The sequence below is a fragment of the Marinobacter sp. genome (assembly GCF_052094685.1).
In the GTDB taxonomy this organism is placed as follows: Bacteria; Pseudomonadota; Gammaproteobacteria; order Pseudomonadales; family Oleiphilaceae; genus Marinobacter.
On sequence record NZ_JBQDKB010000022.1, the window covers coordinates 1 to 24,754 of the forward strand.

Annotated in this window: 25 protein-coding genes and 2 tRNA genes; 12 read left to right on the forward strand and 15 right to left on the reverse strand. The window is 53.2% G+C overall.

Features of this window, described 5'->3' with window-relative positions:
• The 4 genes from ACTH3S_RS06620 to ACTH3S_RS06635 all read right to left on the reverse strand — a co-directional run.
• The coding region (locus tag ACTH3S_RS06620; protein WP_441808229.1) for a type I restriction endonuclease at positions 1-1,117 on the reverse strand (1,117 nt) is incomplete at its 3' end.
• An 18-nt stretch (positions 1,118-1,135) separates the two neighbouring features.
• The gene (locus ACTH3S_RS06625) at positions 1,136-2,362 is read right to left on the reverse strand and encodes a restriction endonuclease subunit S (protein ID WP_441808230.1); all 1,227 of its coding nucleotides are present in this window, start codon (positions 2,360-2,362) and stop codon (positions 1,136-1,138) included.
• On the reverse strand, positions 2,355-4,079 hold the full coding sequence (locus tag ACTH3S_RS06630; RefSeq protein WP_441808231.1) for a type I restriction-modification system subunit M: 1,725 nt from the start codon (positions 4,077-4,079) through the stop codon (positions 2,355-2,357). The genes ACTH3S_RS06625 and ACTH3S_RS06630 overlap by 8 nt, the downstream gene beginning before the upstream one ends.
• Before the next feature lie 332 nt (positions 4,080-4,411).
• Positions 4,412-4,498 (reverse strand) — tRNA-Leu (locus ACTH3S_RS06635).
• A 253-nt stretch (positions 4,499-4,751) separates the two neighbouring features.
• Here ACTH3S_RS06635 and rnr point away from each other — a divergent pair.
• The 8 genes from rnr to alr all read left to right on the forward strand — a co-directional run bounded on the left by rnr (position 4,752) and on the right by alr (position 13,039).
• Positions 4,752-7,328, forward strand: coding sequence for a ribonuclease R (rnr, locus tag ACTH3S_RS06640; RefSeq protein ID WP_441808232.1), 2,577 nt, complete (start codon positions 4,752-4,754; stop codon positions 7,326-7,328).
• Positions 7,329-7,343: 15 nt separating this feature from the next.
• Entirely contained in the window at positions 7,344-8,081 is a 738-nt protein-coding gene (gene rlmB / locus ACTH3S_RS06645) for a 23S rRNA (guanosine(2251)-2'-O)-methyltransferase RlmB (RefSeq protein ID WP_441808233.1), read from the forward strand.
• Between the two features lie 234 nt (positions 8,082-8,315).
• The gene (gene rpsF, locus ACTH3S_RS06650) at positions 8,316-8,759 is read left to right on the forward strand and encodes a 30S ribosomal protein S6 (RefSeq protein WP_441808234.1); all 444 of its coding nucleotides are present in this window, start codon (positions 8,316-8,318) and stop codon (positions 8,757-8,759) included.
• Between the two features lie 25 nt (positions 8,760-8,784).
• Complete coding sequence (gene rpsR / locus ACTH3S_RS06655; protein ID WP_114613426.1) at positions 8,785-9,015, forward strand: 30S ribosomal protein S18; 231 nt, start codon at positions 8,785-8,787, stop codon at positions 9,013-9,015.
• Between the two features lie 26 nt (positions 9,016-9,041).
• A complete protein-coding gene (locus tag ACTH3S_RS06660; protein WP_441808235.1) occupies positions 9,042-9,908 on the forward strand; it encodes a hypothetical protein in 867 nt (288 codons plus the stop codon).
• Between the two features lie 20 nt (positions 9,909-9,928).
• Complete coding sequence (gene rplI, locus ACTH3S_RS06665; protein WP_441808236.1) at positions 9,929-10,375, forward strand: 50S ribosomal protein L9; 447 nt, start codon at positions 9,929-9,931, stop codon at positions 10,373-10,375.
• 181 nt (positions 10,376-10,556) lie between these two features.
• A complete protein-coding gene (dnaB, locus tag ACTH3S_RS06670) occupies positions 10,557-11,963 on the forward strand; it encodes a replicative DNA helicase (RefSeq protein ID WP_441808237.1) in 1,407 nt (468 codons plus the stop codon).
• Entirely contained in the window at positions 11,963-13,039 is a 1,077-nt protein-coding gene (alr, locus tag ACTH3S_RS06675) for an alanine racemase (RefSeq protein WP_441808238.1), read from the forward strand. Before dnaB ends, alr begins: the two co-directional genes overlap by 1 nt.
• A gap of 4 nt (positions 13,040-13,043) precedes the next feature.
• Here alr and ACTH3S_RS06680 read toward each other — a convergent pair whose 3' ends face one another.
• The gene (locus tag ACTH3S_RS06680) at positions 13,044-13,397 is read right to left on the reverse strand and encodes a hypothetical protein (RefSeq protein ID WP_441808239.1); all 354 of its coding nucleotides are present in this window, start codon (positions 13,395-13,397) and stop codon (positions 13,044-13,046) included.
• 173 nt (positions 13,398-13,570) lie between these two features.
• Between ACTH3S_RS06680 and ACTH3S_RS06685 the strand changes: the two genes are divergently transcribed.
• Positions 13,571-14,449 (forward strand): sugar nucleotide-binding protein, encoded by an 879-nt coding sequence (locus ACTH3S_RS06685; protein ID WP_441808240.1) that lies wholly within the window; start codon positions 13,571-13,573, stop codon positions 14,447-14,449.
• A gap of 25 nt (positions 14,450-14,474) precedes the next feature.
• On the opposite strand, the gene fnr is transcribed toward ACTH3S_RS06685, so the two are convergent.
• From fnr to ylqF, 3 genes are all read right to left on the reverse strand, one after another.
• Positions 14,475-15,230, reverse strand: coding sequence for a fumarate/nitrate reduction transcriptional regulator Fnr (gene fnr / locus ACTH3S_RS06690; protein WP_441808241.1), 756 nt, complete (start codon positions 15,228-15,230; stop codon positions 14,475-14,477).
• 145 nt (positions 15,231-15,375) lie between these two features.
• Positions 15,376-16,590: a beta-ketoacyl-ACP synthase I gene (fabB, locus tag ACTH3S_RS06695; protein ID WP_441808242.1), complete on the reverse strand. Its 1,215-nt coding sequence runs from the start codon at positions 16,588-16,590 to the stop codon at positions 15,376-15,378.
• Positions 16,591-16,601: 11 nt separating this feature from the next.
• Positions 16,602-17,537, reverse strand: a complete 936-nt coding sequence (gene ylqF, locus ACTH3S_RS06700; RefSeq protein WP_441808243.1) for a ribosome biogenesis GTPase YlqF — start codon at positions 17,535-17,537, stop codon at positions 16,602-16,604.
• Positions 17,538-17,774: 237 nt separating this feature from the next.
• Between ylqF and ACTH3S_RS06705 the strand changes: the two genes are divergently transcribed.
• Positions 17,775-18,221, forward strand: a complete 447-nt coding sequence (locus ACTH3S_RS06705; RefSeq protein WP_441808244.1) for a Spy/CpxP family protein refolding chaperone — start codon at positions 17,775-17,777, stop codon at positions 18,219-18,221.
• An 86-nt stretch (positions 18,222-18,307) separates the two neighbouring features.
• Here the strand turns inward: ACTH3S_RS06705 and ACTH3S_RS06710 are convergent, their stop codons facing one another.
• The 3 genes from ACTH3S_RS06710 to ACTH3S_RS06720 form a co-directional block, all read right to left on the reverse strand.
• Entirely contained in the window at positions 18,308-19,528 is a 1,221-nt protein-coding gene (locus tag ACTH3S_RS06710; RefSeq protein WP_441808245.1) for a methyl-accepting chemotaxis protein, read from the reverse strand.
• A gap of 6 nt (positions 19,529-19,534) precedes the next feature.
• The gene (gene lipA, locus ACTH3S_RS06715) at positions 19,535-20,575 is read right to left on the reverse strand and encodes a lipoyl synthase (protein WP_441808246.1); all 1,041 of its coding nucleotides are present in this window, start codon (positions 20,573-20,575) and stop codon (positions 19,535-19,537) included.
• 139 nt (positions 20,576-20,714) lie between these two features.
• The gene (locus ACTH3S_RS06720) at positions 20,715-21,992 is read right to left on the reverse strand and encodes an O-acetylhomoserine aminocarboxypropyltransferase/cysteine synthase family protein (protein WP_441808247.1); all 1,278 of its coding nucleotides are present in this window, start codon (positions 21,990-21,992) and stop codon (positions 20,715-20,717) included.
• 180 nt (positions 21,993-22,172) lie between these two features.
• On the opposite strand from ACTH3S_RS06720, the gene ACTH3S_RS06725 reads away from it, so the two are divergent.
• Positions 22,173-22,505, forward strand: coding sequence for a DMT family transporter (locus ACTH3S_RS06725; RefSeq protein ID WP_441808248.1), 333 nt, complete (start codon positions 22,173-22,175; stop codon positions 22,503-22,505).
• Here ACTH3S_RS06725 and ACTH3S_RS06730 read toward each other — a convergent pair.
• Complete coding sequence (locus ACTH3S_RS06730) at positions 22,499-22,933, reverse strand: PACE efflux transporter (RefSeq protein ID WP_441808249.1); 435 nt, start codon at positions 22,931-22,933, stop codon at positions 22,499-22,501. The two genes, ACTH3S_RS06725 and ACTH3S_RS06730, sit on opposite strands and share 7 nt — an antisense overlap.
• A gap of 89 nt (positions 22,934-23,022) precedes the next feature.
• A tRNA-Met gene (locus ACTH3S_RS06735) sits at positions 23,023-23,099 on the reverse strand.
• A gap of 224 nt (positions 23,100-23,323) precedes the next feature.
• Between ACTH3S_RS06735 and ACTH3S_RS06740 the strand changes: the two genes are divergently transcribed.
• Positions 23,324-23,773 (forward strand): CopD family protein, encoded by a 450-nt coding sequence (locus tag ACTH3S_RS06740; protein WP_441808250.1) that lies wholly within the window; start codon positions 23,324-23,326, stop codon positions 23,771-23,773.
• A 14-nt stretch (positions 23,774-23,787) separates the two neighbouring features.
• On the opposite strand, the gene ACTH3S_RS06745 is transcribed toward ACTH3S_RS06740, so the two are convergent.
• Both ACTH3S_RS06745 and ACTH3S_RS06750 read right to left on the reverse strand, forming a co-directional pair.
• Positions 23,788-24,237: a hypothetical protein gene (locus tag ACTH3S_RS06745; RefSeq protein WP_441808251.1), complete on the reverse strand. Its 450-nt coding sequence runs from the start codon at positions 24,235-24,237 to the stop codon at positions 23,788-23,790.
• Positions 24,234-24,704, reverse strand: a complete 471-nt coding sequence (locus tag ACTH3S_RS06750) for a MarR family winged helix-turn-helix transcriptional regulator (protein WP_441808252.1) — start codon at positions 24,702-24,704, stop codon at positions 24,234-24,236. The genes ACTH3S_RS06745 and ACTH3S_RS06750 overlap by 4 nt, the downstream gene beginning before the upstream one ends.
• Positions 24,705-24,754 lie beyond the last annotated feature (50 nt).

Consider the following 24,754-nt stretch of genomic DNA (forward strand, 5'->3'; position numbering starts at 1 on the left):
CACGGCGCATCTTCACCGCCAGCATGACCATGGTCAGGGACTTTCCGGACCCTTGGGTATGCCAGACTACCCCGGACTTTTCTTTACGTGTGCTGCCGTTCTTAAGCCGTTCTATGACCTTGTTCACTGCCCGGTATTGCTGATACCGCGCTACCTTTTTAATCAGGCGACCATCCACCGGTTCAAACAGGGTGAAGTTCTGCATCAGGTCCAGGAAGCTGGCGGGGTTGAACATACCGGCAAGTAATCGCTGTTGCGGGGTGACTTCGCCTGAACTGGTTCCAGCACCTGAAGCGATCTGTTTCGCGGCAACCAGATACTCTGGTGAGGGCACGTCACCGGTCTTGTGGCTGGATGCTGTCGAGCCTGTAGAGATGAAGGCAGGTTGTTGCACCATCGCCTGAATGTCGGCATCGGTAAACGGGTAAGCATCCTTCCAGTCACCATAATGCTGGGCGCTGGAACTGATGGTGCCCACCTTCGCCTGATCCCGGCAGGTGGAGACCATAAGCTGGTTGTACCAGAACAGCTTCTGGGCACCTTCATCGTCTTCCGGGGTGCGCAGGTTGGCGTACCGGCGTAGCTGGTTAATACCTTCGGCTACTGCGTCGGCAACATACGGAGATTTGCACTCAATCACCGCCAGCGGTAAGCCGTTCACGAAGCAGACAATATCCGGAATGATGTTCTGGTTGATGCCTTCAACCTTGAACTGGTTGGTGCACAGGAATTCGTTGTTCTCAGGGTTGTCGAAGTCGATGACCTTGACGGTCTGCCCCTTGCGACCGGCACCCAGGTCCTGTTCAACGGACAGGTAGTTCACCAGCAGGTCATAGATGGACTGGTTGTATTCTATCAAGCCCGCATAATTGGGGTGGGTGAACTCGCGAACGACTTTGCGCAGGTTTTCGTCACTGATCCACGGGTTCAGCCGGACCACGGCAGCTTCCAGGCGCTTGGACAGCACCACGTCTCGGTAGTAGCCCCTTTCACCAACCGGTGCGCCATCAACAGGCAATACCGGCGCAAGGTCTGCACCGGGCACGTAGGTCCAGCCAAGAAGGGTCAGTTGTTCAATGGCGGGCAGTTCGACTTTTTCGACTTCATCCTGAAACATATCGGGGCAGGTGCCGGGTTAGGCAACCGCTGACTCCTTTTGATCGACATTGACTCTGACCTTACCGGTTAACAGGTCCTGCATTAGGGCTTTCTTCAGATCCCGATAGTTGGCAAGTTGGACCTGCTTATTTTCGATAAGGTCTGTGAATGTGTTCAGCCTCTCGACAATTCTCTGTTGTTCTGCCACCGGTGGCACCGCAATCAAAAAATCGGACACATCTTGCTTGGTAATGTTTGGATCTTTTCTGCTACTGGCTGCTACTGACTTCCAAATCGGGCGCATTGCTGTTAGCCAGTAGTTGGCATAGTAGCCATCCACCAATCCTTTGGACACGAGCGCACAGATGGCTTGGTTAGTGGCAGCACTGATACCAAGTACACCCGAGCGTCCGATTTGATTCCAGCCCCCATACATCGCTATCAGGGCAGTGCCTGGTGGAAGAAGCTTGCAGGCAGACTCATTGAGTGCTTTATCGGTAACTTTCTCATCGGTGACTGACACAGTACTTCCGTTTAGGTCCATAGTCTTAACCCAAGGATGGGCATTAGCCGATGTTGAAAAATAAGATGTCTGCCCTCGACTTGGGGTACTTCCAGAGGTGAGAGCGAAAACTTCGCCTAAAGTTTTTATGTTCCATTCTGTAGGAATCTGACCCACCGGCGAATCCTTAAACTCCGAATGCCCAATCCCTTTGGTCAATAACTCCTGCATCATGCCGATTTTCAGGTCTTTCAGCTTATCGATCTGTGCGCGTGTTTTTTCGATCACGTCATCGACGGATGACAGGATGGCAGCGATTTTTTGTTGTTCGGGGAGTGGTACTTTGGGGAAAAGGTAAAACTCCCGAATGACGCTTGGGTGCGCTTTTGTTTGATAGTCGAACGAAAAGTACTCGTGCTGAAATTGAAGCGAGTATGCAGTGAAACGATAATCCCACTCAGGACTAAGGCGCATGTAGCCAGAGACATTGGTTACGGAGAACTTGTGTTTGGGTCTATGAAAAAAATACCCCCCGCCATCCACGGACCATGAGATTAATTCCTCATCAAACATGAAGCTTCCATATTCCCCCATCTTTCCACCATTTTTCGATGATGAGGAGTAGATAGGGTATGGTCCGGGATTATTTCGAATATCAATCTTTGAGATTACATTTCCGCGTCCCAACAGGACTTCACCTGAGACCACAAGATCATCTAGCGGAACCATTTCATCCCAACTGAATTCTGCTGCACTACTCATATCCCAGCTCCTTCAGATACCCCTTCATCACGATTTCAGCTTCAGTCACCTGAGCATCCAGTTCGTTCAATGACACCTTATATTTTTCCCACCAACGTTCCAGCTGGGTGACCACCTTGGCATCTATATCACCCACGGCTTCCCGAATGGCTTCTTTGGTGTCGATCTCCGGCTTGAAGTCGTAGTACTCAGCATTCCGTTTCACGAACACCGTGGACACATCGAAGTCTTCGAGAATTTCTTCCCGGATGTACTCGCTTTCCACTTCGCGCACCGGAATGCCGCCGTGCAGGATGGCACGCACGTCGAAAATTTCCGGGGGCGGGCTGGTGTCGGCGTAGCGACGGATATTGAGGTTGTAATCGTTCTCGGCAATGTCAGCCAGCGCGACCACTTTTGAATAGCGTTTGATTTCCGCGTAGTCATCAAAGGTCTGAACAATCTTTTCAATATCCTGTTGGCGCAGCTTGTTCTGATTTTTGCCTTCTTCGTATTCCAGTTCGCTGTTGATGAACAGCACTTTGCCCCTGCGTTCTGCTGGTTTGTTCTTGTTGATGATTAGCAGACAGGCAGGAATGCCAGTGCCGTAGAACAGCGCGGCGGGTAGTCCAATTACAGCTTCCAGCAGGTCATCATTCAGAATGCCTTGGCGTATGGCTTTTTCACTGGAACCACGGAATAACACGCCATGGGGCATCACCACGCCCATCATGCCTTCGGCGTTCAAGCTGGCAATCATGTGTTGCACGAACGCCAAATCACCGGAGTCTTTCGGTGGGGTGCCATAAGGGAAGCGACCGTATGAATCCGCATCGGCTTCTTCTTTGCCCCACTTTTTCAGACTGAAGGGCGGGTTAGCGATGACTCGATCAAAGGTCATCAACTCACCACCTTGGGTGTGCTGTGGATTCCCTAGAGTGTCACCCTTGCGAATGTCCGCACTGTAGACCCCGTGCAAGAACATATTCATCTTGCAGATCGCCCACGTATTCAAATTCATTTCCTGACCGAACAGGGACAGATTGGACGGGTTTTCACCGTGTTGTTCAAGGTAATTACGGGTCTGCACCAACATGCCGCCAGAACCCGCTGTAGGGTCGTATATTCGCATCCCCGCTTCGGGTTTGAGTAGCGATACCAACAACTGCACCACTTCGGATGGCGTATAGAATTCCCCGCCTTTTTTACCGGCGCTGTCGGCAAACATCTTGATCAGGTATTCGTAGGCGGTGCCCAACAGGTCGGGGCGTTCGAAATCGGCATTGCGCAACCGGTAACGGCTGAAGTGGCTGAGCAGGTCACGAAGCTTCTTGTCCGACAGTTTGTTCTTGATGTTGAAGTCGATGGACACCAAAACGCCTTCCAGTGAGGCGTTGTATTCCTCGATGGCTTCAGTGGCTTTATTCAGTTCCGCGCCAATGTCGTGCTTCAGGTCTTTGATGGCATCCCAGCGGGCAACGGGTGGGATGTAAAATGTCTTATCGTATTCGTCTTCGTCGTCCGCCAGTTCACGGGCTTGGGCGTCGGTTTTGCCCTTGCCAATGTAATACTGAACCACCCCTTCACGGGCTTCATCAAACGCATCGCTCAGGCGCTTCAGGAACATCATGCCGAAGATGTAATCTTTGAATTCGGAGGCGTCCATGTTGCCGCGAAGAATGTCAGCGGTTTCCCATAGGAAGGATTCAAGTTGTTGCAGGGTGATGTTGTGGCTCATTCAATGGGTTCCATTTACTGCAATGATCATGGGTGTTGTGGGTGCCCATGAGGATAAAAATGCCTTTGAGTGTAGCTGTGTAGGCATATGCGGGCAATGTGTGGAAATGATCAGGCTAGAGGATGCGAACGACAGGGGGTGTCGCTCAAGGAATAAAAAGCGAACAAAAAAGTCTGTCCACGGCAATTCAAGGTTGCTGAACAATTGGGGCAGAGTAGGGGGTATTAACGGTGGTTTAACAAGGTGTGTTAAAGTCGGGCGTTTCTAACCCAAACACCTGTATATCTGAAGTCTGTAAGATATTGATTCTACCATCCAAAAGGAGATATGGATGGTGCCGAGGAGAGGACTTGAACCTCCACGCCCTTGCGAGCACTAGCACCTGAAGCTAGCGTGTCTACCAATTTCACCACCTCGGCAGGTGATTTGCAGATTTGCCGTTAGTTTGTTGAAAACTAGGGAATTCTGCCAAAGATGATATATTGCCTCATCTGATGGCGCGTACTTTAATAATTCCCACCTAAGCTGTCAAACGTTTTCTATTTATATAGATGTCACGTATTTGTGCTTATAAAGGGTGGGTTGTTAGGCAGTCTATCCGTACCAACGTATACTGTATGGCAAATGAATGTAAGCCGCGCCGGTTTGGCGCCGTATTGAACAAGGATCCGAATGGTTTCCAGGAATAAAAAGCACAAAGACCCCCACGCAGGCCGCGAGGCTCAAAATTATGACAATCCAATTCAAAGCCGGGAATTTATTCTTGCGCACTTGAAGGAGCGGGGGGCGCCGGCAACACACGAAACTCTGTGTTCCGAACTTGATCAGACAAGTCCAGAAGGCATCGAGGCGCTTAGGCGTCGTTTGATCGCTATGTGCCGTGACGGCCAGCTAATTTGTAACCGCCGCGATGCGTTTCTGCCTATTGAAGAGGCTGATCTGGTTAGTGGTCGGGTTATTGGCCATAAAGATGGCTTCGGCTTTTTGGTGCCAGACGATGGTGGGTCCGATCTGTTTCTTACCGCCCGGCAGATGCGCCAGGTTTTTCACGGCGACCGGGCTGCTGCTCGCGTAGACAGGGTAGACGACCGTGGCCGGCGTGAAGGCGTTATTGTTGATGTAATTGAGCATCGCACGCACCAAACCGTTGGGCGTTTTTTTAAAGAAAGTGGTATCGCCTTCGTGGCGCCCGAAAACGCGCGTATCAATCACGAAGTGTTGGTGCCAGAAGAGCATGTGGGTGAGGCGGTTCATGGCCAGTATGTGGTTGTAGATATTCTGCGTCAGCCTACTGTCCGTACTCAGCCCACCGGCAAGATCGTCGAAATTCTGGGTGAGCACATGGCCCCGGGAATGGAGATTGATGTGGCTATCCGCTCGTACGATATTCCCCATAGTTGGCCCACAGAAGTGGGCGAGCAGGCAGCGGCTATTCCGGCTGAAGTGGAAGAGAAGGATAAAAAGCATCGAGTGGATATCCGCAACATGCGGTTGGTAACCATCGATGACGAAACCGCTCGGGATTTTGACGATGCAATATACTGCGAGCCGCGGGGCAGGGGCGCTTATCGCCTGGTTGTGGCCATAGCCGACGTATCTCATTACGTGCGCACGGGCTCCCCTTTGGATGAAGAGGCAATACGCCGGGGCAACTCTGTGTACTTCCCGGATCACGTCGTGCCTATGCTTCCTGAGAAACTATCCAACGGTTTGTGTTCTTTGAATCCTGATGTGGATCGCTTGTGCATGGTGGCAGATATGACCATCAGCGCGGCCGGTAACATTAGCGGTTACACATTTTATCAGGCCGTTATGCGAAGCCATGCGCGACTAACCTACAACAAGGTTAGTGACATGCTGGAACGGCCAGATTCAGAGCCCGGTTACCGGCTGTCTGCCCAGTATGCTGATGTGCTTCCGCATTTGCATAACTTGTACGACCTATACAAGTTACTGCGTAAAGCCCGAACCGCGCGTGGTGCCATTGATTTTGAAACTACGGATACCCGGATCGTTTTCGATGCTGAGCGCAAGATAGAAGAAATCGTGCCGGTACATCGCAACGATGCCCACAAGATTGTGGAGGAGAGCATGCTGTGCGCTAACGTGGCGGCAGCGCGTTTCCTCAAGAAGCATAAGATGCCCGCGCTTTACCGAGTGCACGATGGCCCCGCGGAGGAGCGACTCAACTCGGTACGCCTGTTCCTCGGGGAGCTTGGTCTGCAGTTGGGTGGGGGAGATAAGCCCGTCTCCGGCGATTATCAGGCGCTGCTATCCCAGATATCAGACCGGCCAGATGCCAATGTAATCCAGACGGTTATGTTGCGTTCGCTTAGTCAGGCGGTATACAGCCCGGAAGAAAGTGGTCACTTTGGTCTTGGCTTTCCAAGCTACGCCCACTTTACCTCACCGATTCGCCGCTACCCCGATCTGATTGTGCACCGGGCTATCAAATCCCGGATTCACAATCCAGAGGTAACGAAGGATGTGGTGTCGCCGGCTGAGTTTGATCCAGCATTGGTGGAATACCCCTACGATTATGCGCGAATGCAACAGATGGGCGAGCACGTATCCATGACTGAGCGGCGCGCCGATGACGCCACCCGCGATGTGATGGCGTGGCTCAAGTGCGAATTCCTCAGTGACCATGTGGGCGAAGAGTTTGATGGTGTGATTGCTGCGGTTGTGCCTTTCGGGTTCTTTGTGCAGCTGTCGGGCGTGTACATCGAAGGTCTGGTGCATGTTTCTACCCTCAATGGTGACTACTTCCATCATGATTCGGCTAAGCATCGGCTGATTGGTGAGCGCACAGCGATTAGCTTCCGCTTAGGTGACGAACTGCGCGTACGTGTGATGCGGGTTGGTATGGAGGATCGCAAGATCGATTTGGAATTGGTCAGCGAGCCAAAGCGCCGTCAGGCAGATAGGGATGCGCTGAGCGTGGCCAAGCGGGATCCAAATAGTAAAGGCGGCAAGAGTGCCAAGAACGGACAGCGGGCCGATAAGGGGCGTAGCCGGGGCGGGGCACCTGCGGGTGCTAAGTCCACAAAAGGCGCCAAAGGTGGGAAGCCTGAGAAGTCTGGCAAACCTGGAAAGGCTGATAAGCCTAAAAAGGCGAGCAAGCCGGCCAGTGCGAAAGCTCAACTGGTAGCCGAGGCTGCCAGTGAGGCCGGTAAAAAGCCGAAGAAGGCTCCAGGTAAGTCCGCTGGTGCCAGCAAACCGCGGAAACCGCGCAAAACAGACAAATAACAGGAAGCCGAATCAGTGTCGGAAGAATTTGTATTTGGCTGGCACGCGGTTGAGGCTGTCCTCAAGCGCGAGTCGGGAAGGTTGCAGCAGGTTTGGATTCAGACTGGCCGGCAGGACAAGCGAGTAAAAACCATCACAGATACCCTGGACGAACTTGGGGTTAAGTGGAATGTTGTTCATCGTCGGGAGTTGGATGAGCGGGTTGGTGGCGTTCACCAAGGTGTTGTCGCAGCGGTCAGTGAAAGCCGTGAGTGGACAGAAGACGATCTTCTGGCCCAGCTTGCAGCGAGTGATAAGCCGCCGTTTTTGCTGGTGCTGGACGGTGTAACCGATCCTCATAACCTGGGTGCGTGTATGCGCACCTGTGACGCGGCAGGCGTGCAGGCAGTTATTGTACCCAAGGATAAGTCCGCTACGCTTACGCCGGTAGCTCGCAAGGTTGCCTGCGGCGCGGCTGAGTCTGTGCCGTTTGTGCGTGTGACTAACCTGGCCCGCTTTCTTCGCACCTTGCAAGATCAAGGGGTTTGGTTGATTGGCACCGCCGGTGAGGCGAAAGCAACGCTGTACCAGGCAGACTTTAAAGGCCCGGTTGCGCTGGTTATGGGCGCGGAAGGCAAGGGCATGCGCAGGCTCACCCGTGAGCATTGCGACCAGCTTATCAATATCCCCATGCTTGGCCATGTGGATAGCCTCAATGTTTCTGTCGCTACAGGAGTCTGCCTGTACGAGGCTTTGCGCCAACGCCTTGGTTAACTCTTGCACAGCGGGCTGTGTCCGCCTAGAATACGTGACCCCTTTTTTCAGGGGGAGGTTTTGTATTGCCTTTGGTTAGGGTGCAACGCCTTGCTTTTTGATCAAGCCTGTCTAGTTAGGCCTTATTGATAAAGCAAAAAAAGAACCGGCAGCTTAGGCTGCCACCTCCTTGCTTTCATGTTTTCCGGCCGATCCGCGAACTAATGAAAGCTGTTTAAACCGTAGGGAGAACTCATGCGTCACTACGAAATCGTATTTATGGTACACCCGGATCAGAGCGAGCAAGTGCCCGCGATGATCGAGCGTTATACCGCCCTCATCACTGAAGATGGCGGCAAGGTAAATCGCTTGGAAGATTGGGGCCGTCGTCACATGGCATACCCGATCAACAAGATTCACAAAGCTCATTATGTGCTGATGAACGTAGAATGTTCACAGGCAGCCATGGACGAGCTGACTCACAACTTCCGGTTCAACGATGCCATTATCCGTGACCTGATTCTGCGTCGCGATGAAGCCGTTGTTGATATCTCTCCAATGAAGGCCGCTGAGTCCCGTGAGGACCGTCGTCCGAGCGGAGATGATCGTCCACGTCGTTCAGCTGAACCTTCCGAGGAGCGTCAAGAAGAGCCGCAGGAAGAGACTCAGAAAGCTGAAACCCAGGACGAAGAAGAGTAATTAACCGGAGTTGAGGAGTTACGTTATGGCTCGTTTTTTTAGACGTCGTAAATTCTGCCGCTTCACGGCAGAAGGTGTTAAAGAGATCGATTATAAGGATCTGGACACCCTGAAAGGTTATGTCACTGAAACCGGCAAAATCGTGCCTAGCCGCATTACCGGCACAAAAGCACGCTATCAGCGCCAGCTGGCTACCGCTATCAAGCGCGCCCGCTACTTGGCACTGCTGCCGTACTCGGACAGCCACGATAACTAAGTAACAGATAAACAGGACTTGGGACCATGCGTGCTCTAGCACAATTTGTAATGCGCGGTCCCCTGCAGGCCAGCGGGGTAGCAGCAGTCACAACTGCGATACCTTTGTTGTTCTGGATTGGCGCAGCAGTTGTCGGCCTGGTTATTCTCAGGCTTGGCATTACTCAGGGGCTTACCATTGGCCTTTGGGCATTGCTTCCGGCTCTTGGTTGGGGCGTGTTTGGAGGTGATCCAACAGCCTTAGCTGTATTGTTGCAAGTGATGCTGATGGCGTCATTGATCAGAATAACGCTGTCCTGGGAAAGAGCCCTTTTAGGAGGGAGCTTTCTGGCGATCGTTATGGGGCTTACGTTGCCCATAATGTATCCCGGCTTGCTGGACGAGCTCGTTCGCGCCGGGGTCAGTTTTTACGAGCAGTACAATGCTGAAGTGGCTCGTGCGCTTGGGAGTGATCTCGAGACGGTTATACGGGACACCATGAACGCTAGTATGGCCGGTAGTTACCTGGCAGTGGGCGTGGGCATGACAATGCTTGCAAGATCGTGGCAGTCGGGGTTGTATAATCCCGGCGGATTCCAAAAGGAATTTCACAATCTTAAGTTGTCACCCTCCGTTGCTGTGGTTTTTACCGTCACCATGGTTGTAGGCCCGTTTATTGGGTTGAATGCCATGTTACTGGCTTGGGTGGCCGGAACGCCGATGTTTTTGGCGGGATTGGCGCTGATTCATGGCATTGTTGGGCGTAAACAACTGAGTGCTCAGTGGCTGGCGATGTTTTACGTTGCGTTGGTTCTTTTGGGCCCAAGCCTGATGATTCTGTTAGTGGTTCTGGCTTTTGTGGATAGCTGGCTGGATATCCGGGGGCGAATAAAACCTGCCGGACCGGCTGAATAAAGCACGAAGAGGTTAACGAGATGGAAGTTATTCTGCTCGAGAAAGTTGCAAACCTTGGCTCCCTGGGCGACAAGGTAAAAGTTAAGTCCGGTTACGGCCGTAATTTCCTGCTTCCGTACGGCAAGGCTGCGCCTGCCACTGAAGCAAACGTGAAGGCGTTCGAAGAGCGTCGTGCCGAGCTTGAGAAGGCTGCGGCTGACAAGCTGGCAACGGCTCAGTCCCGTGCAGAGGCTCTGGAAGGTGCATCCTTCACAGTAACCTCTAAAGCTGGTGACGAAGGCAAGCTGTTCGGCTCCATCGGTGTGCGTGATATTGCAGACGCCATCACTGCTGCGGGTACCGACGTTGAGAAGAGTGAAGTTCGTCTGCCAGAAGGCCCGTTGCGGCTTACCGGTGAATACGAAATTGAGCTTCACCTGCACTCAGACGTTGAAGTAACTGTTACGCTGGCGGTCGTTGCCGCGTAATCAGCTTTCTTTGAAAGCTGTGCCGGGTTTGCCCCGGCAAACCCAACAGACCCGATCCGTGTAATACGGCTTTCGGGTCTGTTGCTTTCTGGTATGCTGTTAGCATCCAGTAACCCTCTCCCATAGCTGCGACATTCCTCATACTTTGTCGTGATTGTGACGTTCAACTGAAGATGTGTTCATGGCCAAGCCTAACCTGAAGCCCGCAAATATCGATCTGGAAACCAGCCGTATCAAGGTGCCCCCCCATTCCGCAGAAGCGGAGCAGGCAGTACTTGGTGGCCTTATGCTGGATAACCGGCGATTTGATGAAATTACTGAGGTAATCTCTGCGGTTGATTTTTATCGCCAGGATCACCGGCTGATTTTTGGTGCGGTTGAACGCCTTGCCAGTGAAAACGAACCCCTGGATGTTGTTACCCTGGCGGAGTTTTTGACACAAGCCGGCGACATTGAAGACGCTGGCGGGCTGTCCTATTTGGCCGAGTTGGCCGAGAAAACCCCGGGTGCGGCCAATATTCGTGCCTACGCTGAGATCGTTCGCGAGCGCTCCATCCTCCGGCAGCTTGTGGAGGTTTCGGGCAAAATTTCAGACTCAGCGTTTAACCCTGAAGGGCGCAACAGTAGTGAAATTTTGGACGAAGCAGAACGCAACGTTTTCCAGATTGCGGAATCTAGAGTTAAAGAAGGCTCGGGCCCTCAGTCTATTAACCCGATCCTAACCAAAACCCTCAGCCGTATCGAAGAATTGTTTGAATCTGGCGAGCAGACAACAGGTTTGACTACTGGGTTTCGGGATCTTGATGAGCAGACGTCTGGTATGCAGCCGTCGGATCTCATTATTGTGGCAGGCAGGCCGTCTATGGGTAAGACCACGTTTGCCATGAATATCGTTGAGAATGCGCTAATAAGTACGGGCACTCCGGTTTTGGTATTCAGTATGGAGATGCCAGCAGATGCACTGGCCATGCGTATGCTCTCGTCTCTGGGTCGCATCGACCAAACCAAAGTTCGTGGCGGCAAGCTAGAAGAAGACGATTGGCCCCGGCTAACGTCTGCGGTTAGCCTGCTCAAAGACAAGCCTTTGTATATTGATGACACGCCTGGCCTTAGCCCCACTGATCTGCGCTCCCGTGCGCGCAGGATTGCCCGTGAAAACGGCGGGAAAATTGGCTTGATCATGGTGGATTACCTGCAGTTGATGCGGGTGCCAGGTAACACCGAAGGTCGGACGGCTGAAATTTCTGAAATTTCCCGGTCACTGAAAGGGATTGCGAAAGAGCTTAGTTGCCCTGTTGTGGCCCTGTCGCAGCTTAACCGAAGCCTTGAGCAGCGCCCCAACAAGCGTCCTATCAACTCGGATCTGCGGGAATCTGGTGCGATTGAGCAGGACGCGGACGTTATTATGTTTGTATATCGCGATGAGGTGTACAACGAAGACACGCCGGACAAGGGCATTGCCGAAATTATCATTGGTAAGCAGCGTAATGGGCCTATCGGCACTCTGCGCTTGGCGTTTATCGGTAAGTACACCAAGTTTGAAGATTTGGCCCATGGGGACTACGGCGATTACGGTGGTGAATACTGATGTCTCGCAGCACCGTAGCCCGCATTGATTTAGACGCACTGCGCAACAACTACCGCACAGCGTGTGAGCGTGCTGGTAGCGCGAAAGCGATGGCTGTTGTAAAAGCGGATGGTTACGGCCACGGCATTGCCCCGATTGCATCAGCCCTGGCGGATGTTGCGCCTAAATATGCCGTTGCCTGTATTGAAGAGGCTAGGGCTATTCGCTCGGCTGGCCTTGCTCAGCCGGTGGTGCTACTGCAAGGGGTTCATGCCGCGGATGATCTGGCTGATTGCGTACGCCATAATTTTGAGCCGGTGCTGCACGGTGAGCGCCAGCTGGATTGGCTGGAGCAGGGTGGCTACGCACCGTATATCTGGTTGAAGGTTAATACCGGCATGAACCGCTTGGGCTTCCGCCCGAAAGAATTGCCTGCGGTGATGGCCAGGATAGCGCAGATGGGTACTGGTACTCAGGTACTGGGCTTTGTTAGCCACTACGCTTGCGCCGATGATGCTGGCAGCGCAATGACGGCTACCCAGACGGCTGCGTTTGAGGCCGCAACATCTTTTTGGCCGGCGCTGATGAAAAGCGTGGGTAACTCTGCGGCCCATTTTATTTCTGGCCAACCGCTGTTTGATTGGAGCCGCCCGGGGATCATGCTCTATGGCGGATCTCCAATAGTTGGCAAGACGGGCCCCGAGTTGGGTCTTGAGCCTGTAATGACCTTAGAGGCACCGCTTATTACTACGCGGGAGGTTAATGCTGGAGAAAGCGTTGGCTATGGCGGCGCGTGGGTTGCGGAGCACGATACCCGAATGGGTATGGTGGCCATTGGATACGGTGATGGTTACCCCCGTCATGCCGGCACTGATACACCGGCTGCGGTTGGTGGCCGCCGCATTCGGCTGATCGGTCGGGTGTCCATGGATATGCTGGCGGTGGACTTGAGCAATGCGCCAGAGGCCCGCGAGGGTGATCCCGTTGAACTTTGGGGGCGCACTGTAGGGGTGGATGAGGTTGCCAGTTGTGCCGGTACTATCTCTTATGAGTTGTTAACAGGCATTACCAGCCGGGTCCCTCGTATCTCTTGTTAGGATTTTAGGCTTCGGGCTCGTGGATGATTTCCTCAATGAAATCGAGAATGGCAGCCAGGCTACGGTCATCCAGCTTTTTGAGAACCTTATGGATGATCATTTTGCTGCCTTTTAGCATGCTACTGATGCCTACTCTGGCCATACCCAGCATCATACTGCCGGCTTTAAGCCGTCGCAGTGGCTCGAGAAAAAAGAAGTCTAAGCCTGCGTCGGTCATGTCTATAATTAGGTTGTATAGCTTGTCGACCGCTTCCTTGTCGGCTTTGCCGCGCTCACGGAGTTCTTCCACGGTATAGAGCGCGCGGGTGCGTAGTTCTTCGGGAATGGGCGCAACAATGTGACTGTGTTGTTTCAGCATGGCGATCCCTAGTGTTGTATGCTTCTGATAACGTGGTAGAAGGCGACGCGACTCAAATCAGTCTGGCAGCACCCGGTTTTATGAAGCATTGTATAAAATGGTGGTGGGAAGCCATTGGCCTGAAGGGATACGGAAACCGTCATATCAGTTATATCCGGAGGCATTGAACTCTAGTGCATGTACTTGTTGTTCACGATTACGGCCCGTTAGGGAAAATTTTGCTCGAGCGGCTTCGGGAGACGTCTTTGCGTGTCAGCCCTTTGCTGGTCAGCAAGCCTGTCAGTGCCGATCTCAGTGCTTTGGAAAACTGGATACCAGAAGACACAGATCTTATTGTTAATGCCTTATGGCAGGCCGACCCGGAAGCGGCAGAACGGGATCCCGAGGGTGCCCATAAAACCGTGTTTTCCCTGCCGCTGGCCATTGCGGAGTATGCTCGTGACCGAGGCATGGCATTGTTTCAATTGTCATCGTGCTATGTGTTTGATGGCCGCAAACAAAGTGGCTATTTAGCCTCTAACCCCGGCCAACCGGTTAATGAACTGGGCAACTGGCAGTGGGAGTGTGAGCAGGCGCTGCGCACGCTCTTGCCTCGGCATATCATTTTACGTACTGGTTGGAGCCTTAGCCGTTTTATCCGCAAGGTTCAAGCGAGCACAGCCACAACTGAGGCCCTATCGCTGCCTGGGCGGTGTGTGGGTCAGCCTGTGTCGGTGAGAGACCTTGCGCGGGTTATTACCGCCGTTATACAGCAGTTAGATTGCGGTGCTGAGGTGTGGGGAACATTCCAGTATGCCGGTGCTGAAGAAATCAGCCTGTATGAGCTGGGCTTAGTCATTGCGAGCTTGCCGGAGATTCCGGAAGACCTTCATGTAGTGGACGACATGCCCGCATGGGGTGTTCTGGAGCCGCCCAACACCACGCTAATCTGTACAAAAATCCGCAATACGTTTGGTATTAAACAGTTTCCCTGGCGCACCGGGTTGCTTGGCGAGTGGGCAATGCTGAAAGACGAGGCAGAACGCGCGGAGGCCGAAGTACCGGCCACGTAGAGTGGGCCGGTTTCCAGAAAACAGCTTATTGCCGGCAGCCTTGGCGGGAAAATTCCCGGGTTACCAGTTGCAGTGCTTCAACATCTAGCAGTTCTACTTCACGCCCCCTGGCTCGAATGATGCCCTGATTCTGGAATCGGGTGAAAACCCGGCTGACCGTTTCCACAGCAAGCCCCAGAAAGTTGGCAATGTCATTTCTGGCCATGGGCAGGCTGAAGTTAGTGGGCGACATGCGCCGGCGCTGGAAGCGGCTGGATAGCGACAGCAGCAGTGACGCTATGCGTTCTTCCGCTGTGTTCTTGCTAAGCAGCATGGCCAACTGATGGCTGTTCTGGATTTCTTGGCTCATCAAATGATACATGTGGTGTTGCAAATCCGGCAGCTTACCGGTGAGCTCTTGCAGCTTGTCGACCGGGAATTCGCACACACTGGCGCGCTCTAGGGCCTTGGCTGTGCAGGCATAGGATTCGCTGCCCATGCTGTCTAGGCCCACAAGTTCGCCGGGCATAAAGAAGCCCGTAACCTGTTCTTCGCCGCCCTCTGTAATAATCGAGGTTTTGACAGAACCGCTCTTTACGGCAAAGCAGGAGCGGAAGGGCGTGCTCTGATCAAAAATATGTTCGCCGCGATTATAAATGCTGCCCTGTTGAACAATGTCTTCCAAGCTGTCCAGGTCGTTATCCTGAATAGCGAGAGGCAGACATAGATTGCTTAGGCTGCACTGTTGGCAGGACGCTTTGAGAGGAGAGGTAGCCTGGCGGAATCTTAATGCTTGGGCCATTGCTTATAAACCGTCCAAGTTGATGCAAATCAAATCGCTACTCTAATACGCAAGAGCCGGTTTGCCAATGATCAAACTTAAGGACATGTGCATATAGTGAAAAATAAAGGCGGGGCTATTGAGCCAAACCCCGCCGAGAAGCCTGTTAGGCTGACAACCTCTCAAACACCAAAGAGGCGTTTGTTCCACCAAAGCCAAAGCTGTTGGACATAACGGTATTGAGCTTGGCGCTCCGGCCTTCTGGGCCTACCAGAGGTATATCGCTAATAGCTTCATCTACCGAGCCAAGATTGGCGGTACCGGCAATAAAACCGTGCTGCAACATCAGCAGGGAATAAATGGCCTCATGAACCCCGGCAGCGCCAAGAGAGTGCCCTGATAGAGACTTGGTGGATGAAATGGCGGGAATGTCTGAACCGAAGGTTTTCTTCACCGCGCCCATCTCGGCCAAGTCGCCCACCGGTGTGCTGGTACCGTGAGCGTTGATGTAGTCAATCTTGCCGCGAACGGTGTCCATGGCTTGCTTCATGCAGCGCTGGGCACCTTCACCAGAGGGGGCCACCATATCGTAGCCATCAGAGGTGGCACCGTAGCCGGTAAGCTCCGCAAGAATGTTGGCGCCGCGTTTTTGTGCGTGCTCCAGTTCTTCTAGCACCACCATGCCGCCGCCACCGGCGATCACAAAGCCATCACGCCCTGAATCGAATGGGCGGGATGCGGTTTCAGGTGCATCGTTGTATTTCGTGGATAGCGCGCCCATGGCATCGAACATCATGGTAAGGCTCCAGTCTTCTTCCTCGCCACCGCCGGCGAACACAATATCCTGCTTGCCGCACTGAATTTGCTCCATGGCGTGGCCGATGCAGTGCGCGCTGGTGGCGCAAGCAGAGGACATGGAGTAGTTCACGCCACGAATCTTGTAAGCGGTAGCCAGGCAGGCGGATACCGTGCTGGTCATGATGCGCGGCACCATGTAGGGCCCGATGCGCTTGACGCCTTTTTCCCGCATGATGTCGGTTGCTTCTACTTGGCTTGAGCAAGACGAGCCGCCTGAGCCTGCAATCAGACCCGTGCGGTCGTTGGAAATCTGCTCTTCACTGAGTCCCGCTTGGACAATCGCTTGTTCCATGGCGAGATAGCTATACATGGCAGAGGGGCCCATGAAACGCCGAATTTTGCGGTCGATAACGGTGGTGTCGATTATCGGGGAGCCAGACACTTGGCTGCGAAATCCTTTTTCTTTGTAGGTTTCGTTGAAGCGGATGCCAGAGGTTCCGTTTTTAAGGTTTGTATGAACCTCGTCAAGGGAGTTACCAAGGCAGGATACAATGCCCATGCCGGTGACCACGACTCGTTTCATAAAGTTCTCCTCTAATGGCGGCGGCCAGAACGGGATGCTTTGGAAGCGGCCTTCTTGTCTGCCAGTTTAGCCTCTTTTTCGGCTTCAGCGGCAGCGGCTTCCAGTATTTCTCCCTCGACTCTTTCGGGCGTCTCCAGCGAAATTCGCCCAAGAGTGCCCGCGCGAAATTCGTTGAGCAACACTTCTGAGACTTTGTTCAAATCGGGTATGCCACCGCGCCCAAGGAATCGGCGCTTCGCGGCAATGCCGTCCATCAGGGCCAGGCCATCCGCCGGCAGCTCATCAAAACCGTAACGGGCTTTCACGAGTTCTGGGTAGTTCTCCCGGAGGTAGTCGGCCTCAAATAATGCTATGTCTTCGAAATCCAATACCGAGCTGCGTATAGCGCCGGTAATCGCCAGTCGGTAGCCGCATGCCTCGGGAGAGAGTTTCGGCCACAAGAATCCTGGAGTGTCATAAAGCAGGATATTGTCTGGCAGCTTGATGGTTTGCTGGGCCTTTGTCACCGCAGGTTCGTTGCCGGTTTTTGCCGCCGGGCGACCAGCCAGGGTGTTGATTAGCGTGGACTTTCCTACGTTTGGTATGCCAAGGATCATTACCCGTAGGGCGCTTTTTTGGCGATCGTGGTTGGGTGTCATTTCGCCGGCCAACCGGAGGATATTCAGCGCCTCACCGCGTTGGTTTTGGGTGAGGGTGATGGTTCGTACGCCGCGCTCTTTCTCCAGCCAAGTTTGCCATCGTGCCGTGATGTCGGGATCGGCAAGGTCGCGCTTGTTCAGCACTCTGATGAGTGGCGTTTCCCCGCGCAAGGCCGGCACCAGCGGATTTTCGCTGCTGAAGGGAATGCGTGCGTCCAGTACCTCAATGATGAGATCCATCTGAGGCATGATCTTTTTGATCTCCTTGCGGGCCTTGTGCATGTGCCCTGGAAACCAGTTAATAACCATCTTAGTACTCTCTTGATGTGCGGGCGGTGATAGAACTGCGTCATTATGAAGGGGAATGACTAAACTTTCACATTTGTTTCAATGCGCTCATGGAGCGGGTTATAGGCGGTCAAGGTGCGCAACATGTATAAAAAGAAGGGGTACTGGGGTGAAAGTCAGGGGCGTGATGTTTTAGGGTGGTGCCTCAGATAGCCGTCTAAACTAAATCGCTCAATCAAATTGTTAATGGAGATTTCTATGAAGCTTGCAAAACTATTCGGTACTGCTCTTGTTGCCTTGAGCCTGTCGGCACCTGCATTAGCCCAGCAGGCAGCCGGTGGTCAGCCGGATCAGGTCGCTCAGCTGGCACAAATGGTAGGGTTATCAGAAGATCAGCAGAAGGAAATTCGCGGCATTCTTGATGGAATGCAGGGCGAGATCGGAACCCTTCGTGAAGAGGCCCAAACGCTGCAAGAGAAAATGCAGGGTGAAATTAAAGCGGATTACGATGAAGACGCTATCCGCGATCACGCCGAAGATCTTGGCGAGGTTACTGGCGAAATCGCAGCACTCTCAACTCTGATGCAGGCTAAAGTAGATAGCGTGTTTACTCAGGAACAGCGCGACGAACTGGACAAGAAAATGCAGCAGATGCGTCAGCAAATGCAGCAGCAGCGCCAAATGATGCAGCCACAAGGCCAGTAATCTTTAGCTAGTAATCATTGTCCTGTCGCCTCACTTGGCCGGTGTGCTTTGAAGTGGGGCGGCTGGGTTTCTAGCCTTGCGCTGATTCAATCAACATTTACTCTGGATGATGCTTCTTCCAGAGAGTCAATCAGATGCTTCAGGCGGCGGCTCATGTCGGCACTCTCGCCCAGTTGAACAACCATGTTCTGGGTTGCCTCACGAATCCCCTGTACGTTAGCAAGCACATCGTCTGTTCCTGCGGCTTGCTCTGCGGAGACATTGGCGATTTCTTCGTTGGTGTGATCAATTCGGCCCACTACTTCATTGATTGCTTCCAGGGCGTGGCGCCCCTTTTCTGATTCTTCTACGCATCGGCTGGCTTCGTCGGAACTGCCTGTCATCTGCTGAACCGCGGCTTCCATGGCTTTGAGCAGGCGATCTATGGTGCCCTGAATCTGGTCTGTGGAGTCTTGTACTCTTTGGGCGAGGTTGCGCACCTCATCGGCCACGACGGCAAAGCCCCGGCCCTGTTCGCCGGCACGTGCGGCCTCTATAGCTGCGTTCAACGCTAGCAGGTTGGTCTGTTCGGCAATGCCACGGATCTCGGTAATCGCCTGGCTGATTTCATGGCTGTTCTCCGCCAGAACCTCGACACTGCTGGCGGAGCCGCGAACGGCGGTGGCCAGGGTGCGAATGCTGTCTGCGCTGCGGCTTACGCGCTCGCTTCCCTTTAAGGCTGTTTCACGGGCTTCGCGGGAAAGCGTTTTGGCGATGCCAGCCTGTTCCGCGATGCCAATAAAACTTTGTAACATCTGCGCAATCACTTCTGTGGATCGATCGGCGCTCGCTTGCTGTTTGCTCAGGTCATCGCGTCGCGTCTCGGCTGCTGATGTTAATGCTTGAACCTCGCTGTTCAGCCGTTCAATCGCCTGTTTCATACTCCGCACAACGCCACCGGTGCGGTCTTGCATGGCGTTGAAGGCCTGGGCCATTTCTCCGATTTCGTCCTTGGAATCTATATCTGCCCGTTGGCTTAAATTGCCACTGGTCTGAACCTGCACCATGGTGTCTTTGAGGCGATTGATGTGCCGCTCAATAAATGAAATCAGCAGCTGTGACCCTGCCATTTCTGCCGCCATGAGCAGTGCGACGACCATGGCGAAGCCTGCGGCTGTGTCGTTAAATACTTGAGCTAGACCCCTTTCTGTGAGGCCGGCAATGGTGTGCATGGCGTAAAGCGCCAGCAGGCACAAAACGGTACACACAAGAATGTTTAGCAGCCAGAATTTATACTTCAGCCGGGCGTTTCTTAGAAGGGTTAGCATGTAGGCTCAGTCTATAGATTTCACAGGGATCTGCATGGCGTTAGATGCAGGCACCTTGGGTACCGCCAAGCCCAGATTATTTTTGTCGAATACCCTGTCTGCCCGGTAGCTGGAGCGAACCATGGGTCCTGACGGTACTTCCATAAAGCCCTTTTCAAGGCCGATCTCACGGTACCTGTTGAATGCGTCTGGTGTTACGTATTCCTCTACAGGCAAGTGGTTCGGTGTTGGCCGAAGGTATTGGCCCAGAGTCAGGATATCCACGCCAATGGCACGCAGGTCGTCCATAGTGGCAAGGATTTCTTCCTCGGTTTCACCCAGGCCCAGCATTAAGCTGGTTTTGGTGATTATGTCAGGCCGATATAGTTTTGCATGCTCCAACACACTGAGGGTTTTCTGATAGCCTGCTCGCGGGTCGCGAACGCGGCGGGTAAGACGTTCCACGGTTTCAACGTTCTGTGCAAAGACCTCGAGGCCGGAGTCTACAACCTTCTCGACGTTGGACATTACGGCATCAAAGTCTGGTGTCAGCGCCTCAACAGCTACTTCGGGTGTACGTTGTTTGATTGCTGATACGCAGGCTGCGTAATGGGCGGCGCCGCCATCGTCCAGGTCGTCCCGGTCTACGGAGGTTAATACTATATAGCGCAGCCCCATGAGCTCTACCGATTTAGCTGTGTTCTCAGGCTCGTCTTTATCTAGCCAGCCATTGGGGTTGCCAGTATCCACGGCACAGAAACGGCAGGCTCGAGTGCACACAGACCCCATGACCATGATGGTCGCTGTGCCGGCGGTCCAGCATTCACCTATGTTGGGGCAATGAGATTCCTGGCAAACAGTGCTCACCCGGTTCTCGGTGACGTTTTTGCGCACGGCTTCGAAGCGTTCACCGCCGGGCATTTTCGCCCTCAACCAATTGGGCTTACGCTCAGTTGATACAGGCTCCTGATTTGCAGAGTGCTTCACGCCATCCTTGATGGCCGAAAAACCATGCTCATTGCGGAATTTGGAACCACTGGTGACGCGGGGCTTTGCGCTTTCGCTCATTGCAACCGGACTCTCGTTAAGGCTTGGGTAGTCTTAGAGAATAATCCGCTGACGGAGTAGTTACAAGGCAGGTAAGGGCATTCACGGGGTACTTGAAGGGATACCGGGCACGACTTTCGTCGTACCCGGTTGATGCTTATCAGGCCTGAGCTTTTTCCAAGGCTTGAGTAATGTCAGCCAATATATCGTCGATATGCTCAATGCCGATAGACAGACGCACCAAGTCTTCACTTACGCCCGCGTTGGCAAGCTCTTCCGGGTTTAGCTGGCGGTGAGTAGTGGTTGCTGGATGGCAAGCCAGTGATTTTGCATCACCGATGTTCACCAGGCGGTAGATCATGTCCAGCGCGTCAATGAATTTGGCGCCGGCTTCAAGCCCGCCTTTAATGCCGAAGCTCAGGATGCCAGAAGCTTTGCCACCACAGATTTTCTCACAGGTCGCCTTGTACGGGCTGTTTGTCAGTGCTGCGTAGTTCACCCATTCTACTGCAGGATGATCCTGTAGGAACTGGGCAACCTTCTCAGAGTTCTCGCAGTGGCGCTCCATGCGCAGCCCCAGAGTTTCTAGGCCCTGCATGATCAGGAACGAGTTAAACGGCGAGAGTGCAGCGCCGGTATTGCGCAGTGGCACAACGCGGCAGCGGCCGATAAAGGCGGCAGCGCCCAGAGCTTCTGTGTAAACCACACCATGATAAGACGGGTCTGGCTCACACATCATCGGGAACTTTTCAGCGTTTGCTTTCCAGTCAAACTTGCCAGAATCTACCACGGCGCCAGCCAGGGTAGTGCCGTGGCCCCCAATATATTTGGTCAGAGCGTGGACCACTATGTCTGCGCCGTGTTCGAACGGCCGGCAGAGATAAGGTGTGGCAACGGTGTTGTCGACAATCAACGGAATGCCATGTTTATGGGCAATTTCGGCCCAGCGTGCGATATCCACAACGTTACCAGCGGGATTACCAATAGATTCGCAGAACAGCGCGCGCGTTTGGTCGTCGATGGCGTTTTCGATAGCGTCATAGTCATCATGACGAACCATTCGGCAATCGATACCCTGATGTGGCAGCGTGTGTGCGAACAGGTTGTAGGTGCCACCGTACACTTGGCTTGTGCTAACAATGTTGTTGCCTACCCGGCAGATGGTTTGCAGAGCATAGGAAATAGCAGACATGCCAGAGGCGACAGCTAGAGCGCCTATGCCACCTTCAAGGGCGGCCATGCGCTCTTCGAGCACAGAATTGGTCGGGTTGGTGATTCGGGTATAAATGTTGCCAGCCACTTTCAGATCGAACAGGTCTGCACCGTGCTGGGTGTCGTCAAATGTGTAAGACGTGGTCTGGTAGATCGGTGTGGTGGCCGCCTTGGTGGTCGGATCGCCTTTAAAGCCAGCGTGGAGGGCGAGTGTATCGAATTTCATGGGGATGTCCTTACAAATGAGTCGTCGGTGTTATTAGTTTCGGGCCTCAGTATGCCATATAGATTTTGCGAGGCTTATAACGGTATGCAATCGTGACATGCCAGAACATAATATGCTTGCCTTGCAAGGCCTTTAGCAGGGCTTTAGGCAACAAATTATCGAGAACGAAAGGTGCGATGGATGAATAATTGGGTTTTGCTGGGGATAGCCATAGTGGCGGAAGTTGTGGCTACATCTGCGCTGAAAGCGAGTGAGGGGTTTACCCGGCTTACGCCATCGGCGATTGTCATCCTCGGTTACGGTGCTGCGTTTTACCTATTGTCGTTGGCGCTACGTACCATTCCTGTTGGCATTGCTTACGCGATCTGGGCAGGGCTTGGCATAGTGTTGATGGCCGCTGTTGGCTGGCTGGCGTTCGGGCAAAAGCTGGATGCCTGGGGTATGGTTGGTATGGTGCTTATTGTTTCTGGCGTGTTTGTGCTGAATGTCATGTCCCGCTCAGGGGCTCACTGAACGGGTGAGGCGGTTGCGTCTGTGTCCGGAAAAATCGTGTCGTAACACCAAGTGAAAATAAAGGCGTACACGAGATAAAACAGGGCAAACGAAATATCCACTAAGAGCGCATCTACCAATCCGATGCCCATCCACCAGGCAATAATCGGAAGGAAGGCCACTAGCAGCCCCAGTTCGAAACTGAATGCGTGCAGGAAGCGAAGTTTTAGGGACTTGCGTGTTGATCCCGTTAGCCGTTTTAGCGTGCGATCAAACCCCAGGTTGAAGATGTAATTCCAAGTAGTGGCGAGCGTTGCGCCAATCAAACCGAGTACGCCGGTTTTTTCGAGGGAGTAGCCGAAGACAACAGCTGCAAGAGGGACGGATATAAGCAGGCCGAGAGCTTCGAAGGAAACCGCTTGCCGGATTCTGTCGCCGGTAGTTCTCATTGTGCGTCTCCGCAAGGGCAAGGCGTTGCACTTTTCATTGCCCGGAAAATAAAAAAGGCCGCGACGTAAATCGCGACCTTTTCGAATACTGGTAGCAAGGGGCGGAGTTGAACCGCCGACCCCGGCATTATGAGTGCCGTGCTCTAACCAACTGAGCTACCTTGCCACTTCGCTTCACCAAAGGAAGCGGCGCGTATATTATGAACGGAGGGCGAGTGTGTCAAGGGGGGGCTGGAGAATCAGTTGCTGAAACAGTCTCTGTGCAGCCGTGAATATGTTTAAAAATTATTTATAAACAACAGCTTGTATGTTTTCGGGCTTAAAGAAGCGACTTGAATTTAATTCGATACGCGAAGTGCAGAGCGTTTTCTATCTGCAGGGAGACCTTTTATGAATTTGGCAATTGCACTGCATGTGTTGTCTGCAGTTATCTGGGTGGGCGGTATGTTCTTCGCTTACATGGCGATGCGCCCGGCGGTAGTCGAGGTGATAGAGGCACCTCGGCGTGGTGTGCTTTGGTACCAGACTTTGTCCCGGTTTTTTCGTTGGGTCTGGCTGGCGGTGGTGTTGGTGCTGGTGACCGGTTACTGGATGATTTTCAAAGTATTTGGTGGCATGGCCGGGGCGGGATGGCACATTCATGTGATGCAAGCTCTTGGCCTGGTTATGATGCTTATATTTTTCCATATTTATTTCGCGCCTTTTCGCAGGCTAAAGCACGCGGTTGTTGAGAAAAACTTTGAAGAAGGTGCTCGCCGAGTAGGTCAGATCCGCAAGCTTGTGGGTATCAATCTGATCATTGGCATTGTGGTGGTTGTGATTGGTGCCGGCGGGCGCTGATGTCGGGCAACCGCTTAACTCTGGGGTTTGCGCAAACGCATGCCATCGCGGGCATTCCGGCCCATTAGTAGCAAATTGATTGCACCGGCCGTCAGTTCCAGTACCTGTACGGTGTAGAACCAACCGCCCATTTCAACCTGCTGAGCTTTCCACGATAAAAAAAGTGCGCAAGGGAGCAGGATCAGCAAGCCGTTAAGCGCAATGATAGGCATGCGGCGGCGCTTGTGCTGGACCAAAAGGAGGGTGCTCTTCCTGCCCAGCGAGAAGCCGCTGCCACCGGTAATCATCAGCAAAGGAATCAGCACGAACATGCCCAGCACTATCTGTTGTTTGACCCAGATTACAGAGGTGGCTGACAGAAACAGCTCCGAGATGAGTGTAGAGGACCAGAACGTGGCAATTGTGAGGGTTGCCAATATGCCTGCCGAAGCGTGAATACGAACTTTCAAGCTACGCGTGCTCATGAGTTAGCCCCTTCTTCCGGAGATTGATGGAGTTCATGAATGCGGTTCAGCACTTGCAAAGCGGTTGCCAGTTGCTCTGAGGAAAAGTCCTGTTCAATTTGTTCGGCATGTTGGTTCCAGTCGCTGTTTATGCGCTGGAAAATGGTCTGCCCATCAGGCGTGAGTTGATACAAAGGAGAGCGCTTGTGGCAAGGGTTGTGTCGTCTTTCGATAAGCCGCTCGTTAAGCAGCATATTGAGTTGCTTCTGGGCGCCTTGGCGCGATACCCCCATGTTTGAGGCCATCTGAGGCGCGGTTAGAGGGTAGTGTGCCAAGGCAAGGGCGCCAAGCATTTGCCAGCGGGCGCTGGTAAGGCCGAATGCAGCAGAAAAACGATCACCCCAGCTGATCATCTGGCCGTTAGTTCGAAATATCTGAAGGATTGTGGCCGTAAACAAAGAGTGCGGTTGAGCGCTCGAGTCTGGCATGGTTGGTATCCTGAGAGCGGTACGTTAATAGTACTTAGCTTACAGGGTGA